The organism is Janthinobacterium kochi, assembly GCF_051380715.1.
GTDB lineage: Bacteria > Pseudomonadota > Gammaproteobacteria > Burkholderiales > Burkholderiaceae_D > Janthinobacterium.
In genome coordinates, this window is the sequence record NZ_JBNYXO010000005.1 from 133,104 (window position 1) to 151,160 (window position 18,057).

Below are 18,057 nucleotides of genomic sequence, written 5' to 3' on the forward strand. Positions count from 1 at the left end.
CGCCACGTCGTCCATTACAGGAGAGATGTATGGCTTGGAAACAATTCCCCTATCCGGACGCAGCATATGTCTACACGCCGCAGACCCTGGAAGCGGCCTGGGCGCGCCTGCATGCGGGTGACGTGGAGCCTTTTCCCACGCACTCTGCTTTGGTGCAGGCCTGGCTGGCCTTCCATGCGGGCGACTTCGAGCGTGCCGTGAAGCTGGGCCTGGCCGTTGGCGTGCCCGGCTATGCGGTGGCGCACAAGGCGACCTGCATCTATGCCACGCACCTGGAAGTGAGCGACAGCCAGAAACTCGACATGTACGAAGAAGTGGCGGAGCGCTGCGAGCGCCAGCAGAACGAGCAGCCGGACAACCCGGCCGGCTACTACTGGCATGCCTACAGCCTGGGCCGCTATGCACTGGGCACCTCCGTCGTCAAGGCCCTGGCGCAGGGCATGGGCGCGCGCGTGCGCAACAGCCTGGACCGCACGATGACGGTGGCGCCCATGCATGCGGAAGCGCATATTGCGTTTGGGATTTATCATACGGAAATTATCGACAAGGTCGGCGCCATGATCGGCAGCCTGACCTACGGCGCCAACAAGGAAGACGGCTACCAGCATTTCAAGACGGCGCTGGCCCTGACGCCGTATTCGGCGCTGGCGCACAGCGAATATGCGCGCGCCTTGAACATGCTCGACGGGAAGAAAAAGCTGGCGGAAGCGCTGGCCCTGTATGAAAAGGCGGCCGACTGCGTGGCACTGGACGCCAAGGAACGCCTCGAGGTCGAGGCGGCGATCGATGAATTGAAAGAATAAGGACTACTGTGATCAAGGCTTTATGTGTGTACTGTGGCGCCAACGCGGGCGTCTCGCCGGACTATGCCGTGGCGGCGCGTGAACTGGCGCGCGTGCTGGTGGCGGAAAATATTTCACTGGTGTATGGCGGCGGCAAGGTTGGCCTGATGGGGGTGATCGCCGATGAAGTGTTGCGCCTGGGCGGCGAGGTGACGGGCGTGATCCCCACCCAGTTGGTCGAGCGCGAAGTGGGCCACACGGGCTTGACGCGCCAGTTCATCGTGAAGGACATGCATGAGCGCAAGGCGATGATGGCCAGCCTGTCCGATGCCTTCATCGCCATGCCCGGCGGCTATGGCACCCTGGAAGAGCTGTTCGAGATGCTCACCTGGGCCCAGCTGGGCTTGCACGCCAAGCCCATCGGCTTGCTCAATGTCGACCGTTTTTATGATGGCTTGCTGGCCTTCGTGGAAAACGGCAGAGAGCAGGGCTTCATCCGCCCGCAGCACGCGGCTTTCCTGAACGCCGATGCCGATCCTGCAGCGCTGGTGCAGCGCCTGAAGGAGTGCGCGCCCTAGCGCCGTCGATGCCATGCGATACAGCCATGCCCTGGAAAGTGCATGGCTTTTTTTATTTCCGCACGGGAAAATTGATTAAGCTCAACAAATCAATTAATAAAAATATGGCTACAATATTTCTTTTAATCCATGTTTTTTTGAAAATGAAGATGCATTTTATGCATGAGTGTGGTCTACTGGCATTGTTCAAAAGACAGGCATGTCGAACACCCAGCGCCGCGCCTGCCGCTACGACGCCTCGGTATTGCAAGTTGCCACAGCCACGCTACTTCATCATCTCGAAAGGATACTATTTTGAAACCTATGACCCTCTTGCGCGCGACTGCTGTCGCTGCCCTTCTCGCCGCTGGCGGCGCCCACGCGCAAACCACCACCATCGGCTTCGATGGGCTGGAACAGCCGGGCATCCTCGGTTCCGTCTTCAATTCCTATTCCGAAGGCGGCTACGATTTCGACAGCAGTTTCCTGGGTCTGTTGAGTTCTGCGCATCAAAGCAACTTTGCCTATGCGGGTTCGGCCGGCCTTGGCGCCACGTTCCTGTCGACAACAACGCTGAGCCGTACCGACGGCGCCGCCTTCTCGCTGAGCTCGATCAGCCTGGCGGACTTCGTGAGCTTGCCTGGCTCCTACGACGTGACGTTTGTCGGCCATCAGGTGGGCGGCAGCACGGTGACCCAGACCTTCAGTCTCGATGGCAGCCATACTTTCAGCGATTACACGTTTACGGGCTTCAACAATCTGCTGTCGGCATCGTGGAAGGAAGGCGCCTTGCACACTTTTCAGGTCGATAATATCGCCGCCAGCGTGAGCGCCGTGCCGGAACCGGCCACGTACGGCATGCTGCTGGGCGGCCTGGGCCTGCTGGCCTTCCTGCGCCGCCGCAAGAACGCCGCCTGAGCCTGAACATGGCGCCGGCCACGCCGGCGCATACGCGCATACGTTTAAGCCGCCAGTTTTACCAGGCGGCTATGCTGACAGGCTGACGCACGCGAGCATCGCCCCCGTGCAACTGCGGGAGGCCTGCGTTACGCGCGCGTCATGACCACAGGCGCTGACCCGACAGGTCGAGCTGCGTCAGGTACAGGCGCACGTCGAATTCGTACTGGTGGTATTGCGGTTCCATATACGCGCACAGCTTGTAGAACGCCTTGTCATGTTGCTTTTCTTTCACATGCGCCAGTTCGTGTACGGCGATCATGCGCAGGAATTCCAGCGGCACTTCCTTGAACATGGTGGCCACGCGGATTTCATGCTTGGCCTTGAGCTTGCCGCCTTGCACGCGCGAGATCGAGGTATGCAAGCCCAGCGCATGCTGGATCACATGGATCTTGCTGTCGAACGCCACCTTGTTGATGGGCTCGGCATTGCGCAGAAATTCATTTTTCAAGTCTTGCACGTACTGGTACAGCGCCTTGTCGTTGCGCACATCGTGCGCGTTCGGGTAGCGTTTTAACAGGACTTCGCCCAGCTTGTCTTGTGCGATCAGTTGTTGCACTTGCGCCTGCGTTTGTTCGGAATAGGCGCTCAGGTATTTCAGGGATGGCTGCATGCGGAGAAGGGCGGGGCGGGGCGCGGAGGTGTCAGTAAGGCGAGAATGTACCATACCGCCGCGCCCCACGCTGTGCCAACCCTTGCACGGGGCCGCCAGGGCCGCCCCGTGCCGCCGTCAAGCGGCGCGCGCAGGTCAGCCCTAGCCCTCGCCTTTGTCGTCCTCGTCCTTGCTGCCTTGCCGGCTCGCCTTGGCTTGCTGCTCTGCGCTGCCGCTGCGTGCCGTGCTACTGTTGCGGCTTTCATTGGCGCGCTGGGCCGATTGCCGGCTTTCGCCGCCCTTGCGGCCGATTTCCGCCATGTGTACACGGTTGCGGCTGACGGCTTCACCGCCTTTCTGCCCGGCCCGGCGTGCTTCTTCCGAGTCGAATTCATGCGCCGTGCCCTTTTGATGGGCTGCCTGACCGCCCTTGCTGGCAATTTCGCGTTGCTGCTCTTCGTTCATGGCGGCGAAACCACGTTTGCTCGTGCCTTTGGCACTGCCCGCTTCACCGACTTTCTGGCTGCTGCCAGCGCCTTTGCCCTGCTCATTGCTGTTAGCCATGTCGCTCTCCTTGCTGTCGAGTGGGAATCAGATGCTCAATGCGCCTGATCGGATTGCTTGCCGGTCTCGCGGCTGCGGCCCGCACCATCGTGGCGGCCCGTGGCGTGCATTTTTTCGATCATTTCACGCTGGCGCTGTGTGGCTTTTTCCGTTTCTTCGGCCGTCTTGCGCACCACTTCATCGGCGAAAGCCACGGCCGTACGGCTGGCTTCGGGCAGGTGGTTCTCTGCCGTGCGGTTCATCTCGACATGGGCGTTGGCGACGAGATTGCCGAGTTGCTGCTGGTACTGGCGCAGCTTGTTGCTGCCCGGCTGCAACTGGGCAGCGGCCAGCGACATGAACTCGCCCGCGTCGCGCGCGCACAGCAGTTGCTGGCTGGCGCTGTTCCATTCCTGCAGCAGGTCTTGCGCCAGTTGCAGATGCAGCTCGCCCAGTTGCTGCGCCGTATCGAACAGCTTGCGCGATAGTTCTGTGGCGAAATTGCACTGGGTCTCCAGGTGGGACTTCAGGGCGGGGCTGAGACTTTGGGGGATACTGTTGGTGAACATGTTCTACCTCAATGAAAATCTGGTCCGAGAAACACCCGGTGTACCGGATGCGACGTGTGCTGAAACAAGCAAAGAGATAGACGCCGGATGGCGTGCCAGGTTCCACGCCGGATGCCGGTTTGGTGCGAGAATGGCGTCTGGCAGGCGGAAAATCGCGATGACTTTGCGCCAGATCAAATGAACGTGAATCGGCTTGCCGTCGCGGGCAGCCATGCAGCTTGTGTGGAAAATGCCGGCTTACAGGCCCGGCCGTGCGACAATAGCTGGCTCGCGGCAGCGCAGCCGATGGCCGGTGCGCGTGGCTGAGCCGAGCATAGCCCACCTTTTTTGCCTTATCCCGCGACCATGACGCATCCCGAATACATCCTGACCCTGTCCTGCCTGGACCAGCGCGGCATCGTGCACCGCGTGTCCGGCTTCCTGGCCGAACACGGCTGCAACATTCTCGATTCCGCCCAGTTCGGCGACCAGCAATCCCAGCTGTTCTTCATGCGCGTGCATTTCGCGCTGGAAGACGGCGCCGTCAGCGACGCCCAGTTGCGCAGCGACTTTGCCGACCTGTCGCAAGTCATGCAGCTCAATGGCCAATTGCACGATGCGCGCGTCAAGCCGCGCGTGATGCTGATGGTGTCGAAGATCGGCCATTGCCTGAACGATTTGCTGTTCCGCTACAAGAGCGGCTTGCTGAACGTGGAAATTCCCGCCATCGTCTCGAACCACATGGAGTTCTACCAGCTGGCGGCCAGCTACAATATTCCCTTCCACCACCTGCCGCTGGCGGCCGGTGCGCCGGAAACGGCCAAGCTGGCGCAGGAAGCGAAGATCATCGAGCTGATAGACACACACAAGATCGACCTGGTGGTGCTGGCGCGCTACATGCAAATCCTGTCGCCCGGCCTGTGCCAGGCGCTCGACGGCCGCGCCATCAATATCCACCATTCCTTCCTGCCCAGCTTCAAGGGTGCCAAGCCGTATGCGCAGGCGCATCACCGCGGCGTCAAGCTGATCGGCGCGACGGCCCATTTCGTCACCGGCGACCTGGATGAAGGCCCGATCATCGAGCAGGATGTCGAGCGCGTCGACCATGCGATGGATGCCGACACCCTGACGGCCATCGGCCGCGACGTCGAGTGCGTGGTCCTGGCGCGCGCCGTGAAATGGTTCGTCGAGCACCGCATCCTGAAAAATGGCGACAAGACGGTAGTTTTCCGCTGATACCGCCACCCGTACAATATTGACATCCACTTTACCGAGACAGAAATACGATGGCCCTTAAAGCAACAATTTTCAAAGCCGATCTGCAGATCGCCGACATGGACCGCAATTACTACCAGGATCACGCGCTGACGCTGGCGCGCCACCCGTCCGAAACGGACGAGCGCATGATGGTGCGCCTGCTGGCGTTCGCCATCCATGCGGATGAAGCGCTGACCTTCACCAAGGGCTTGTTCGATACGGAAGAGCCTGACCTGTGGCAGAAAGACTTGACGGGCGCCATCCAGCTGTGGATCGAAGTGGGCCAGCCCGATGAAAAACGCATCCTGAAGGCTTGCGGCCGTTCGGAACAGGTGATCGTCTACAGCTATGGCGCAACCAGCCACATCTGGTGGAAGCAGATCGCCAACAAGCTGGAACGGGCGAAGAACTTGACCGTGATCAACCTGCCATCCGAGGCGGCGCAAGACATGAGCAAGCTGGCGCAGCGCAACATGCAGCTGCAATGCACGATCCAGGATGGCCAGATCTGGCTGACCGACAGCGTCAACACGGTCTTGATCGACCGTGAACCGGTGAAGCCGGCGCGCTGATTTTAATTGTTTGAAACGCAAAAAGCCCGGAGCGATCCGGGCTTTTGTCATTGCGGGCGTTCAATTGGGTGTGCTGCCAAGCCGTTTGATGCTGCTCGAACGCTGCATGCTGCGGCTGATGCGCGGGTCGCCGTAGTAGCTCACTTCGCCCGAGCCGCCGATGCTGATGGTCAAGTCATCCCTGGCCCACACTTGTGCCTCGCCCGAGCCGCCGATGCTCACCTGCACCTCGCGCGCGGCCAAGTGGCCTGCCTGGATATTGCCCGAGCCGCCGATCGATGCCGTCAGCTGCTCCGTCTTGCCGCTGGCCTTGAAGTTGCCGCTGCCGCCGATGGCCACGGACACCATGCGACTGTCGAGGTCGCGCGCGTTGATGGAGCCGGAGCCGCCCACGTCGAAGCGCAGCTTCTCGGCGCGCAAGCCCGTTGCCGTAATGTTGCCCGAGCCGCCCACGCTGACGCGCTCCACCTGGCGCGCCTGGATGACGATGGTCAGGCTGCTCTGGCGGAAGTTGGCGTTGCGTTTGGCGGGCCGGATGCGCAGGGTGCCGTTTTCCACCGCCGTCTCGATCAGCGGCAGGATATTGTCGTCGGCCTCGATGCTGACGCTGTCCGTGTTGCCGATGCGCAGTTCGACCGTACCCGGCACGTTCAGCGCCACGGCATGGAAACTGCCCACTTCGCGCGTCTGCTTTTGCAGCTTGCCGCTGCCCTGGATGCTGTTGCCGGAAATCCAGTCCAGCGGCGAGGCCAGCGCCGGCGCAGCCGGGATGGCCAGGGCGCAGGCGGCCAGCAGCAGGGTGGTCACGGCGCGGGCATGGCGGGGTTGGAAAATTGCGTGTGTCATTCTTGCTCCCTGTTTTGAATTGGACTGTGTGCATGGTATGCCAGCCGGTCACGCCTGCGTACCGCGCTGCGACAGACGGCAATGCTGACGGGACAGAATGCAGGAGGATGCGACTGGATGGCATGAGGTATCATGTCGGTGGGACATACGACGACCGGCACGCGCCGGGCACACTACTGGAATTACATGCTGATCATCACCATCAAACAGGGCAAGGAAAAGAGCTTGCTGGGCCAATCGTGGATTTACGCGTCCGCGATTGAAAAAGTCGAAGGCAAGCCGCAGGAAAAAATGAAGCCCGGCTCGACGGCCATCGTGCAGACCTCGGCCAAGCAATTCATCTCCCGCGCCGCCTACAATTCGAAGTCGCAGATTCGCGCGCGCATCTGGAGCTTCAAGGAAGACGAACCGGTCGACCACGCGCTGATCAAGCGCCGGGTCAAGGCCGCCATCGAGAAAAAGCTGCCGGCCATCAAGAAGGCGGGCGAGAACCAGCTGTTGACCCTGATCAAAGGCGAAGACGAGGGTTTGCCGGGTCTGGTGGTGCAGCTGTTTGGCGGCATGCAAGGCTATCTGATCTGCGAATTCAATGCCGGTGGCGTCGATGCGTGGAAAGTGGCCATCGTGCAATCGTTGATGGCGTCCACCGGTTGCGCTAACGTGTACGAGCGCTGCGACGACCTGATGCGCAAGGGCGAAGGCCTGCCCCTGATCGACGGCGCCCTGGCCGGCGAGGAGCCGCCCGATGAAGTCATGCTGACGGATAATGGCGTGCGCTATGCGCTCGATTTGAAGACGGGGCATAAAAGCAAGTTCCGTTGAGAACGGCTGCCTGACGTGAAAAAAACCGGCCCAGGCCGGTTTTTTCATGTCTGCTACTCCAGGGGCACGCTGCGGTATTTGTTTACTTCTAATGCATAAACCGCCGGCGCATCATTGCCCCACGAAGCGCGCAGATACGTCACCACGGCCGCCACCTCGGCGTCATCCATGACGGGGCCGAACGGCGGCATGCCATAGGGGCGCGGGTTGCCGCTGGTTCCCGGCGCAAAGCCGCCGTTGAGCACGAGGCGGATGGCGTTGACGGCCGAGTCCGTCGTCAGCGCGCGGTTGCCGGCCAGCGGCGGATAGCCGGGCGGCACGCCCTTGCCGTCGGCCTGGTGGCAACTCGCGCAATGCGCCTCATACAGCTTTGCGCCCAGGGCCAGTTGTTGCCTGGCTTGCTCCGACGTCTCGCGCGGCGCCCGTCGTGCGGGCTGCGCCGGGCCGGGCAAGCTTTTCAGGTAGACGGCCATCGCTTGCACGTCGGCCGTGCTCATGTGCTGCAAGCTTTGCCGCACCACCTCGGCCATGGGGCCGAACACGGTGGCGCGCGGCGAGACGCCCGTTTGCAGCAACTCCACGATATGCGCCGTGTCCCAGTCGCCCAGGCCCGCTTCCGCGTCCGACGTCAGCGACGGCGCGTACCAGCCCAGCACGGGGATCAGGCCGCCCGACAGGCCGTCGTCGCTGCCGCCCAGGGTGGTGCGGCTGCTATGGCAGGCGCTGCAGTGGCCCAGGCCTTGCACCAGGTAGGCGCCGCGGTTCCATTCCATGCTTTGCGTCGTGAGCGGCTGATACACGCCCGGCCTGAAGTACAGCGCGCGCCAGGCGGCCAGCGCGATTTGCTGGTTATAAGGGAAGCGCAGCGCGTGCGGCGCGTTTGCCTGCCTGTGCGGCGGCACGCTCTGGAAATACGCATACAGGGCGTCGCTGTCTTCGCGTTGCACCTTGGTGTAGCTGGTGTACGGAAAGGCCGGATACAGCAGCCGGCCATCTTTCGACTTGCCGTTGTGGATGGCGCGCCAGAAATCGTCGGCCGTCCAGCTGCCGATGCCCGTTTCCTTGTCGGCCGTGATGTTGGGCGAGAGCACCTTGCCGAACGGCGTTTGCAAGGCCCGACCGCCAGCGTACGGCACGCCGCCGCGTGTCGTGTGGCAGGCCATGCAGTCGCCCGCCTTGGCCAGGTAAGCGCCGCGCGCGACCAGCTGTTGCTGGCTCAGGGTGCTGGCAAGGGCGGGCGGACCGATGTCGTCGTCCGGGTACAGCAGGAATTTGGCGCTGCCGCCGGCGATCAGCACCAGACCGGCCGCGATCATCCATTTTTTCATGGCGCCACCTGCGCGCTGGAGCCCGGCACGCCGCCGCAGTGCAGCGGCAAGGGCAGGGCGATGTTGCTGGCGGGACGTGCGTCGGCGCTGGCCACTTGCGTGCCCAGCCAGGCGGAGACGGCGCCCACGTCCGCGTCCGACAGGCGCTGCGCTACTTGCGCCATGCAGTCGGGGGCATGGGCGCGGCGGATGCCATTCTTCCAGGCGCCCAGCTGGGCGTTGATATAGTCGCGCGGCAAGCCCAGCAAGCCGGGAATGGCGGGCGCCACGCCGGCCAGCTGCTGGCCATGGCAAGCGATACAGGCCGGGATTTTTTTCGCGCTATCGCCTTGCAGCACCAGCTGCTTGCCCCGCGCCAGGGCTGTCGTGCCGGCGCTGCTGGGCTGGGCCGGCGGCGCGGCGGGGTGCTGGGCCGCAAAATAGTCGGCGATCTCGCGCAGGTAATCATCCGGCAAGTGCTCGACCATGTAGTTCATCATCGGATACTGGCGCCTTCCCTCGCGGAAATTGAGCAGCTGGTTGTACAGGTAGCCGGCCGGCTTGCCGGCGATGCGGGGAAAGAAGGCGTCATGGCCTTCCTTTTGCGCATGGCAGGCGGTGCACGCCTTGATGCGCTGTTCCAGGCTGTCGTGGCCGGCTGGCAGTGTGGCCGGTGCGGCCGTTGCCATGCCGGGCAAGGCAACGGCCAGGGCCAGGGTCAGCACCGGCACGAGGGGGGAATGCAGTAGCATGGAAAGTCGCATGGGAAATGGCATGGGAAATAAGCTGTCTCGTCGGTCGGGATGGCGTGCCGGTGTTGCTGCCCGGATGTTGTTACCCTAGCATATACCGGGCACTGTCATTGTGACAGGATCAGTTGTGCAATAAAACTACGGATCAGTTTGAGGAGCAGGCTTGAAACGATATGAAGAATTGGCGGAAGAAGTCGCCGTCATGATCAGCACGCAGCTGTTGTTGCCTGGTGATAAATTGCCCTCCGTGCGCCAGCAGCATGCGCGCAGGGGCGTGAGCCCGTCAACGGTGTTCCAGGCATATTATTTGCTCGAAGCGCGCGGCATGATCGTCTCGCGGCCCCGCTCCGGTTATTACGTGGCGCCACAGCGCGCCGCGCTGGCGCCCGAGCCGGACAGCTCGCGTCCGCTCGACGCCAGCACCACCGTCGATGTCAGCGACCTCGTCTTCGAGGTGCTGGGCGCCGTGGGCGCGCGCGATATCGTGCCCTTTGGTTCAGCCTTTCCCAGCCCCCATCTGTTTCCGATGGAACGGCTGGCGCGGGCCGTGTCGGCCAGCATGCGCCGCCTCGACCCGTGGAGCACGGTCACGGACTTATCCCTGGGCAATGCGGAATTGCGCCGCCAGATCGCCCTGCGCTACCAGCTCGATGGCGTGCTCGTCTCCAGCGATGACATCGTCATCACGAATGGCGCGCTGGAAGCCCTGAACCTGTGCCTGCAAGCTGTCACGCGGCCTGGCGACACGGTGCTGATCGAGTCGCCCAGTTTCTATGCCTGTTTGCAGGCGCTCGAGCGGATGGAGCTCAAGGCCGTCGAGATCGCCACCAGCCCGCGCGACGGCGTCGACCTGGCGGCGTTGGAAGAGTTGCTGCAGCGCCACCAGCCCAAGGCGTGCTGGCTGATGACGAGTTTCCAGAATCCCCTGGGCAGCCTGATGCCGCCGGAAAAGAAGCGCGCGCTGGTGGAACTGCTGGCGCGCCATGGCGTGCCGCTGATCGAGGATGATGTGTATGGCGAGTTGTACTTTGGCAAGCAGCGTCCCGGCCTGACGAAAAGCCATGACAGCGCGGGGCTGGTGATGCATTGCAGTTCGTTTTCCAAGATCCTGGCGCCTGGTTTCCGGTTGGGCTGGGCCGTGGCGGGCCGCTACGCGCGCCAGGTCGAGCGTTTGAAACTGACCACCAGCCTGTCGGCGCCCATCCCGCTGCAGATGGCGCTGGCCGATTACCTGGCGCAGGGCGGCTACGACCGCCATTTGCGCCAACTCCGGCTGACCCTGGCGGCGCAGCAAAACACCATGCTGCAAGCCATCGCCGTGCATTTTCCGCCTGGCACGCGGGTCACGCGGCCGCAGGGCGGTTATTTTGTATGGGTGGAGATGCCTGCCGGCGTCGATGCGCTGGCCTTGCACCGCAGCGCGCTGGCGGCCGGCATCAGCATCGCGCCCGGCCCCATCTTTTCCGCCACGCGCGCGTTTCGCCATTGCATCCGCCTCAATTACGGCCACCCGTGGAGTCCGCAGCTGGAAGAGGCCATCGCCACGCTGGGGCGGCTGGCGCTGGCGGCGGCAAGCGGCGCATGAAAAAAGTCGGCTCTGTTCCCGGTAACTAGGGGAAATGCCGGAATCTTCCCGCTGCGCAGCTGTCTGACTCTGCATACTCGCCACGCAGGAGCGAATCCTGCGACCAGCCGAATGGAAGGCGACACTTGGAGCATTGCCCACATCTGATGGTGACATAGCCAAAAAAGTCCCTTGCGCCAGCAAGTGTTTCATTTCAAAAAGAAATATTGCTGTTATATTGATGTATCTATAACTAATGATGGGAATAATAATGGATAACACGCAGCCGGAAGTGACGCGTACGCAAGATACGACGATCGCCATCCTGTCTCACGTTGGCGGCCTGTTTACCAGCTGGGTGGCGCCGCTGATCATTTATTTGATCAAGAAAGATGATGCGGATAAATTTTCGGCCGAGAACGCACGCGAAGCGCTGAATTTCCAGATCACCCTGATCATCTGGTATTTCGCCTGTTTCATCCTGTCGTTCGTGTTGATCGGCCTGTTCATGTTCTGGGTGGTGGCGCTGGCCAACCTGGTGTGCTCGATCGTCGCGGCCGTCAAGGCCAGCAATGGCATCACCTACCGCTATCCCTTGACCTTGCGCCTCGTCAAATAAGGCAGCGCCGGCCGCCGGGTTTCATCCCGGGCGGCCGGGCAGCGCCAGCAATACTGCGGAAAGGCGCGCCAGCTCAGGCGGGTGCGGGCGGCGTGGCCGGCGGCGTGCTGGCGCGCGGCGCTTTTTGTGGCGCTACCTTGCCGCCGTCGGCGATCCAGCGGCGGTACACGCGCAGGGCGACTTGCGCATCGTCGGCCGCGTACAGGATCTGCTTTTCCGTCAGGCGCGACGTCGCCCAGTTGGTGGTGGAAATCTTTTTCGACTTCTGCAGGTGCAGGCCGAAGAACTTGGCCACGGCCGTCTTGGCGCCCAGGTCGTTGCGCTGGCCGCCGCGCAGGGCCACGGACAGGTCCAGCACTTGAGCTGGAACAATGCCCAGCTTGTTGCGCAGGCGCTTGACGTCGTCGGACAGGCCAAAGCCCACCTTCAGGGTGGTGGTCGATTCGAGGATGGCTTTCAGTTCGGCCAGGGGCGGCGTGGCGCCCACCTGGAACAGGTAGGCGATGTCGTCGGTGGCCAGCTGGATCAGGTGCGGCCCCGTGGAGGATTCGCCCTTGACGAACGTCGGCTTCGATTCCGTATCGAAGCCGATGGCGTCCGCTGCCAGCAGGGCGGCCATGGCTGCCCTGGCTTCGTCATTGGTGCGTACCAGCTTGACGTGCTCGAGTGCAATGCCTTGATAGGGGGGCAGTGGCGGTGCGGCAGCTGTGTCCATGAAACCGGATCAACCTTTGCGCGAGAATTTCGCGGTCAGCTGATTCAGTTTTTCCAGGCGCAAACGGTTCGCTTCTTCGGCGGCGGCCGCATCGCGCTCGGCTTTCTTGCGCTCGGCTTCCTTCTTGAAGCGCTGCTGCAAGACTTGCGTGGCGTGGTCGCGGTGCGTTTGCGTCACTTCCGCGCCGGCCGTGCCGTCGAGGTCGTAGCGGATCTTGGCTTTTTCCATCACGCGCAGGTAACGCAGCGAACCCGTGTGGATGCCCAGCGCCGTGCGCATCAGCTTGCGGTCCAGGTCCGGCAGGCGCGCCAGGATCTGCTTGTCGATACCGATCGACAAGGGCAGGCTATCGCGGAATGGCGGGAATTGCTCCTGGAACTGCTTGAGCAGGGCGCGCGCGGTCAGGCCGGCAGGTGCCGGCGTGGTCGCTGCGACCGGTGCCGCCGCTGGGGCTGCATCGACTGGCGTGTCAGGAGTGGTGGCTTGCTGGTCTGGCGTGGAGCTGGTCATCGACATCATTGGTTGGGCTATAAAAGGGGAGCATAGCACGCGCCACAGGCAAGTGCATTGTCTTTTTTGGCAACTTGCACTGAGATAAGCGGGGCCGTACTACAGTGCGCGCTGCGCGAAATGCGGGAAATGTGTATAATGTCGGCTTGCGCTGATGACTGGACCCCGTATTTGACGGTCTGGCTCAGGTGTGCAGGGGATAGGAGCAGTGCGGTGCAGGGCCATCATTATTGATATTTTTGATATCAGATATTTTGCTTATCAATTATCCAGATAACTGGCCTTCGTGCATAATCTTGCTCTCCGCTGTGTCTTCACTGAACAACAATAGATTCAAGCCCGTTCTGGTACGGGCTTTTTTTCATTCCGCAATGTACATCGCTTATTTATCTGATCCGGCTTCGGCCCCGCCGCTCTCGTTACGGGATGCGCGGGCTTTGAGCGCCCCGATAGACAGGCGCCGCTGCCTTTGACGGCAGCCGCAACAACACGCTCCATCGAGTCCGGTTTCGCAGGCTTAGGTGGAATCATTCACTTCGCGCCGACACCATCTGGTCTCGCATTAAGAGATATCTCATGAAGAATACGCCAAAAACTTTAACGTTGTCCGCCAAGGCGCCACGCCCAGCTGCGGCGCCACTTGCCGTACCCAAAACGACTTTATCTTACTTCATCGATAATGCGCAAGCGAATCCGGAAGCTACCGTGACGACGGCGCCCACCGTCGTCACCGTGGTAAAGAAAAGCCGTTCGCGCCTCGCTGCCGTACCACCGGCCGAGTCGGCTGCGGAAGCGCCCGTTGCCGCACCGGCTGCCGAAGCCGTTGCCGAGGTCGCCGAGGTCGCCGATACTGCACCGGCCAAGGCCCCAAGCGTGAAGATCGCCCCTGGCGCCAAGGCCCCGGCCGTGCCACGCAAGGTCAGCGAAAGCGCCGCCACGAATAAAGTGGTGACGGCAGCCCGTTCGAAAGTCGTGCGCGCCAAGCCCGAAGCGGCGCCCGTGACCATCATCACCGGCGCGCAAGTGGTCAGCAAGACCACGGACGCCGATGCCCTGGCCGCCATCGATACCTCGAATTACTTCCTGCCGACCGTCAAGGTACCCGGCCGCCGTGGCCGCAAGCCAAGCGAATTCACGCCGGAAAACGATGAAGTGGCAGCGCTCAACGCCGTCGAGCGCGCTGAACTGAAGGCCGTGTCGAAAGCGCGCGACCGCAAGGCCAAGGGCGGCCTGGCCGATGCGCTCGGCGATCCGGAAGCCTCGGCAGCAGACCTGGAACGCCGCCGCAAACAGATCACGGGCTTGATCAATATGGGCAAGGAACGCGGTTTCCTCACCTATGCCGAGATCAATGACCAATTGCCGGAAAACATCATCGATCCGGAAGCCATCGAGGGCATCATCGCCACTTTCAACGACATGGGCATCGCCGTCTACGAGCGCGCCCCTGACGCGGAAAGCTTGTTGTTGACCGACAACGTCGCCACCGTCACCAGCGACGATGAAGTGGAAGCGGCTGCCGCTACCGCCCTGTCGACCGTCGACTCCGATTTCGGCCGCACCACCGACCCCGTGCGCATGTACATGCGTGAAATGGGCGCCGTGGCGCTGCTGACGCGCGAAGGCGAGATCGAGATTGCCAAGCGCATCGAAGGCGGCTTGAAAGACATGATCCAGGCAATTTCCGCCTGCCCCACCACTATCGGCGAAATCGTTGCACTGTCGCAAAAAATCGCGCGCGACGAAATCAAGGTCGATGAAGTGGTCGACGGCTTTGTCGATTTGAACGAAAGCAATGCCCCGGCACCCGCCGCCGCTCCCGCGCCTGCCGCCGCCAGCGGTGACGACGATGAAGAGGAAGAAGAAGCCGAGGAAGAAGATGGCGACGCCAATGGCGGCGCGGCCGGTTTCTCCAGCGAGCAATTGGCGCAGCTGAAAAAGAATGCGTTGGAGAAATTCAACGTCATTTCGACGCAGTACGACAAGATGCGCAAGGCGCCCGAGGGCTACAACTCGAAAGCCTACATCAAGGCGCAGGAAGCCATCTCGCAGGAACTGCTGGGCATCCGCTTCACGGCCAAGGTCGTGGAAAAGCTGTGCGACACCCTGCGCGGCCAGATGGAAGAAGTGCGCCACATCGAGCGCGCCGTGCTGGAACTGTGCGTGAACAAATGCGGCATGCCGCGCGCCCATTTCATCAAGGTGTTCCCGGGCAATGAATGCGATCTGGAATGGGTCGACCGCGAAGTCGATTGCAAGTATCCGTACAGCGCCATCCTCAGCCGCAACGTGCCTGCCGTCAAGGAACTGCAAAAGAAGATGATCGACCTGCAAGCGCGCGTGGCCCTGCCGCTGGCTGACTTGCGCAAGATCAACAAGCAGATGGCTGCCGGCGAAAAGCGTGCGCGTCACGCAAAACGCGAAATGACGGTCGCCAACTTGCGTCTGGTCATCTCGATCGCCAAGAAATACATCAACCGCGGCTTGCAATTCCTCGATCTGATCCAGGAAGGCAACATCGGCTTGCTGAAGGCTGTCGATAAATTCGAATACCGTCGCGGCTACAAGTTCTCGACCTACGCTACCTGGTGGATCCGCCAGGCCATCACGCGTTCGATCGCCGACATGGCCCGCACCATCCGCGTGCCGGTGCACATGATCGAAACGATCAACAAGATGAACCGCATCTCGCGCCAGATCATGCAGGAAACGGGCAGCGAACCGGACTTGGCGACCCTGGCCGTCAAGATGGAAATGCCGGAAAACAAGGTGCGCGAAATCATGAAGATCGCGAAAGAGCCGATTTCCATGGAAACGCCGATGGGCGAAGATGGCGATTCGCAACTGGGCGACTTCATCGAAGACAACACCACCCTGGCGCCGCTGGACGCTGCACTGCATGCGTCGATGCGCAACGTGATCAAGGAAGTACTCGATTCGCTGACGCCGCGCGAAGCGAAAGTGCTGCGCATGCGTTACGGCGTGGAAATGTCGAACGACCACACGCTGGAAGAAGTGGGCAAGCAGTTCGACGTGACGCGCGAGCGCATCCGCCAGATCGAAGCGAAAGCCATGAGCAAGCTGCGCCAGCCTTCGCGTTCGGATAAATTGAAAACCTTCCTGACGCAAAACTAAGCGTATGGCAAGAAAAAAAGAGGCGCAAGCCTCTTTTTTTTCGTCTTGGAATTGTCCTAAGTAATCATCAGGAAATTATTGTGAATTTATGACGAACAGAACCGGATGCTATGCAAGGCGCCCGCTGCGACGCAGTGCGAGCACTGCTAGCAGCGGGTAACGCCGCAGAGCGCCGGATATGGAAGCCAGAAATCACAATAATTTATTGGGGGTTACTTAGGCTTCGATGGGCTGGCTTCTGGCGACGGGCAGGTGGATGGCCAGCGCCGTGCCCCGGCCCGCCTGGCTGTCGATGCGCAGTTCCCCGCCCAGCGCGTGGACACGTTCGCGTATGCTTTTCAGGCCGAAGGCGGCCCGCTTGCCGTGGTCGCCCGGCTGCATGCCGATGCCGTTGTCGCTGATGCGCAGCACGATGGCGTCCGTATCTTGCGCCAGCGCCACTTCCACCTCGCTGGCCTGAGCGTGGCGCACGATGTTCGACAGCGATTCCTGCAGCACGCGGAAGATGGCCGACGTCTGGCGCTGGTCCAGGCCCAGGTCTGGCGCCTCGCTGTCGAGCGTGAGCCGGTAGCGGATGGCGCTACGGCCCTCCATCTGGCGGATCAGCCATTCGGCCGCCGGGCCCAGTCCCAGCTCCAGGGTACTGGGATGCAAGTCATTGATGATGGTGCGCACCGAGCGGATGGTGGCGTCGATGGTGTCGAGCACGCGCTGCGCATGGCGGTGCAGGCGCGGGTGGGTCCTGGCCGTGCGCGCATGCAGCAGCGACACGTCGATGCGCAGTACCATCAGGTTCTGGCCCAGGTCGTCATGAATGTCGAGCGCGATGCGGCGCCTTTCCTCTTCCTTGATGGTCTGCTGGTGGTCGGTCAGTTCGCGCAGCTGGGCCAGGGTGCGCTGCAGGTTTTCCTCGTTGCGCTTGCTTTCCGTGATGTCGATGCCCATGGCGATGATCATTTGCGGCCGGCCTTGCGCATCAAACACGGGCTTCTTGTGCGTCTGCACCCGGCGATTTTCCTGCAACTGCGCGTTCCACACCAGTTCTTCGCGGATCACCACCTGACGGCTGGCAAACGCTTCCTGGTCCGCCGCGTGGAATCCCTGGGTCTGGTCCGCAGGAAAGTGCTGCAGGTCGCGTCCTTCGGCAATATCCTGGAATCGCACGCCCCATTGCTGCTCGCAGGCCTGGTTCATCAGCAGCATGCGCGAATCGGCATCCTTGAGGAACAGCGACAGGGGCATCATGGAAATGATGTCCTGCAGCCGCTCTTCGCTGCGCGCCAGGGCCGCTTCCGTTTGCGCGCGCATGGCGATTTCCGCAGACAGCTGGAGATTGACATCGAGCAACTGGGCCGTACGCAGGGCCACGCGGCTTTCCAGCTCCGCATGGGCCAGGCTCAACGCGTGCTCGGCCCGCTTGTGTTCCGTGATGTCGCTGGCCATCACCAGCGCGCCCGTCAAGGCGCCGCGCCGGTCGTACAGGCGGCGTCCGCTGAGCATCGCCCAGCGCTGTGTGCCGTCGCCATGGCGGTACTGCAGTTCTCCCATGCAGCTATCCTTCGCCGTCTGGCGCAGCGGACACAGGCGCAGCAAGGTGGCCTCGTCGTGGAATTCCGCCATGGAGTGGTTCAGCAACTGCTCGGCGGGGATGCCCAGCATGTCGCACAGGCGCTGGTTGACGTACAGGATGCGGCCGTGCGCGTCCGTTTGCCACATGCCGTCCTGCGCCGTTTCGCTCAGGTGCTGGTAGCGCATGAGGCTGGCGTCCAGCTGCAAACGCGTGCTGGCGAGGTGGGCGCGCAGCTTGCGCATCAGCCACATGGCCGTGCTGGCGGCGGCCAGCAGCAGCAGGGCCAGCCAGACATGCTCCCAGAAGTCGAGCTCCGGCCAGGCTGCGCCCGCCAGCCAGCCCAGAATGATCAGGATGAGTGCGGCGCATGCCGCACTCAGCGTTTCAATCGACCATTTGCTCATCCGCG

18 protein-coding genes are annotated in these 18,057 nt (G+C 62.1%); 9 read left to right on the plus strand and 9 right to left on the minus strand.

The features are described 5' to 3' along the window. The first annotated feature begins 29 nt into the window (after positions 1-29). From ACQ4WL_RS13290 to ACQ4WL_RS13300, 3 genes are all read left to right on the plus strand, one after another. Complete coding sequence (locus ACQ4WL_RS13290) at positions 30-803, plus strand: tetratricopeptide repeat protein (RefSeq protein ID WP_436510203.1); 774 nt, start codon at positions 30-32, stop codon at positions 801-803. 11 nt (positions 804-814) lie between these two features. After that, on the plus strand, positions 815-1,360 hold the full coding sequence (locus tag ACQ4WL_RS13295) for an LOG family protein (RefSeq protein ID WP_436510412.1): 546 nt from the start codon (positions 815-817) through the stop codon (positions 1,358-1,360). Positions 1,361-1,654: 294 nt separating this feature from the next. Beyond that, the gene (locus ACQ4WL_RS13300) at positions 1,655-2,257 is read left to right on the plus strand and encodes a PEP-CTERM sorting domain-containing protein (protein WP_436510204.1); all 603 of its coding nucleotides are present in this window, start codon (positions 1,655-1,657) and stop codon (positions 2,255-2,257) included. Between the two features lie 139 nt (positions 2,258-2,396). Here the strand turns inward: ACQ4WL_RS13300 and ACQ4WL_RS13305 are convergent, their stop codons facing one another. The 3 genes from ACQ4WL_RS13305 to ACQ4WL_RS13315 all read right to left on the minus strand — a co-directional run bounded on the left by ACQ4WL_RS13305 (position 2,397) and on the right by ACQ4WL_RS13315 (position 4,000). Further along, a complete protein-coding gene (locus ACQ4WL_RS13305) occupies positions 2,397-2,909 on the minus strand; it encodes a YgjP-like metallopeptidase domain-containing protein (RefSeq protein ID WP_096234633.1) in 513 nt (170 codons plus the stop codon). 141 nt (positions 2,910-3,050) lie between these two features. Further along, on the minus strand, positions 3,051-3,452 hold the full coding sequence (locus ACQ4WL_RS13310; protein WP_436510205.1) for a KGG domain-containing protein: 402 nt from the start codon (positions 3,450-3,452) through the stop codon (positions 3,051-3,053). A gap of 35 nt (positions 3,453-3,487) precedes the next feature. Beyond that, positions 3,488-4,000, minus strand: coding sequence for a phasin family protein (locus ACQ4WL_RS13315; protein WP_436510206.1), 513 nt, complete (start codon positions 3,998-4,000; stop codon positions 3,488-3,490). Positions 4,001-4,345: 345 nt separating this feature from the next. Between ACQ4WL_RS13315 and purU the strand changes: the two genes are divergently transcribed. Next, entirely contained in the window at positions 4,346-5,215 is an 870-nt protein-coding gene (gene purU / locus ACQ4WL_RS13320) for a formyltetrahydrofolate deformylase (protein ID WP_436510207.1), read from the plus strand. A gap of 50 nt (positions 5,216-5,265) precedes the next feature. Next, positions 5,266-5,808: a YaeQ family protein gene (locus ACQ4WL_RS13325; protein WP_034758748.1), complete on the plus strand. Its 543-nt coding sequence runs from the start codon at positions 5,266-5,268 to the stop codon at positions 5,806-5,808. Positions 5,809-5,868: 60 nt separating this feature from the next. Here ACQ4WL_RS13325 and ACQ4WL_RS13330 read toward each other — a convergent pair whose 3' ends face one another. Next, on the minus strand, positions 5,869-6,654 hold the full coding sequence (locus tag ACQ4WL_RS13330; RefSeq protein ID WP_436510208.1) for a head GIN domain-containing protein: 786 nt from the start codon (positions 6,652-6,654) through the stop codon (positions 5,869-5,871). Between the two features lie 186 nt (positions 6,655-6,840). Here ACQ4WL_RS13330 and ACQ4WL_RS13335 point away from each other — a divergent pair, with 186 nt between their 5' ends. Then, positions 6,841-7,476, plus strand: a complete 636-nt coding sequence (locus tag ACQ4WL_RS13335; RefSeq protein WP_436510413.1) for a class I SAM-dependent rRNA methyltransferase — start codon at positions 6,841-6,843, stop codon at positions 7,474-7,476. Positions 7,477-7,529: 53 nt separating this feature from the next. Here the strand turns inward: ACQ4WL_RS13335 and ACQ4WL_RS13340 are convergent, their stop codons facing one another. Further along, complete coding sequence (locus ACQ4WL_RS13340) at positions 7,530-8,804, minus strand: c-type cytochrome (RefSeq protein WP_436510209.1); 1,275 nt, start codon at positions 8,802-8,804, stop codon at positions 7,530-7,532. Next, positions 8,801-9,535 (minus strand): c-type cytochrome, encoded by a 735-nt coding sequence (locus tag ACQ4WL_RS13345; RefSeq protein WP_436510210.1) that lies wholly within the window; start codon positions 9,533-9,535, stop codon positions 8,801-8,803. Before ACQ4WL_RS13345 ends, ACQ4WL_RS13340 begins: the two co-directional genes overlap by 4 nt. Before the next feature lie 163 nt (positions 9,536-9,698). Between ACQ4WL_RS13345 and ACQ4WL_RS13350 the strand changes: the two genes are divergently transcribed. Together ACQ4WL_RS13350 and ACQ4WL_RS13355 are read left to right on the plus strand one after the other, a co-directional pair. Further along, complete coding sequence (locus ACQ4WL_RS13350) at positions 9,699-11,120, plus strand: aminotransferase-like domain-containing protein (RefSeq protein WP_436510211.1); 1,422 nt, start codon at positions 9,699-9,701, stop codon at positions 11,118-11,120. A 250-nt stretch (positions 11,121-11,370) separates the two neighbouring features. Further along, positions 11,371-11,718 (plus strand): DUF4870 domain-containing protein, encoded by a 348-nt coding sequence (locus tag ACQ4WL_RS13355; protein ID WP_436510212.1) that lies wholly within the window; start codon positions 11,371-11,373, stop codon positions 11,716-11,718. Positions 11,719-11,791: 73 nt separating this feature from the next. Here the strand turns inward: ACQ4WL_RS13355 and ACQ4WL_RS13360 are convergent, their stop codons facing one another. After that, positions 11,792-12,433, minus strand: a complete 642-nt coding sequence (locus ACQ4WL_RS13360; RefSeq protein WP_436510213.1) for a 3'-5' exonuclease — start codon at positions 12,431-12,433, stop codon at positions 11,792-11,794. A 9-nt stretch (positions 12,434-12,442) separates the two neighbouring features. Next, complete coding sequence (locus tag ACQ4WL_RS13365) at positions 12,443-12,952, minus strand: ProQ/FINO family protein (protein WP_436510214.1); 510 nt, start codon at positions 12,950-12,952, stop codon at positions 12,443-12,445. Positions 12,953-13,519: 567 nt separating this feature from the next. Between ACQ4WL_RS13365 and rpoD the strand changes: the two genes are divergently transcribed. After that, positions 13,520-16,078 (plus strand): RNA polymerase sigma factor RpoD, encoded by a 2,559-nt coding sequence (gene rpoD, locus ACQ4WL_RS13370; RefSeq protein ID WP_436510215.1) that lies wholly within the window; start codon positions 13,520-13,522, stop codon positions 16,076-16,078. A 216-nt stretch (positions 16,079-16,294) separates the two neighbouring features. On the opposite strand, the gene ACQ4WL_RS13375 is transcribed toward rpoD, so the two are convergent. Then, entirely contained in the window at positions 16,295-18,052 is a 1,758-nt protein-coding gene (locus ACQ4WL_RS13375) for a PAS domain-containing sensor histidine kinase (RefSeq protein ID WP_436510216.1), read from the minus strand. Positions 18,053-18,057 lie beyond the last annotated feature (5 nt).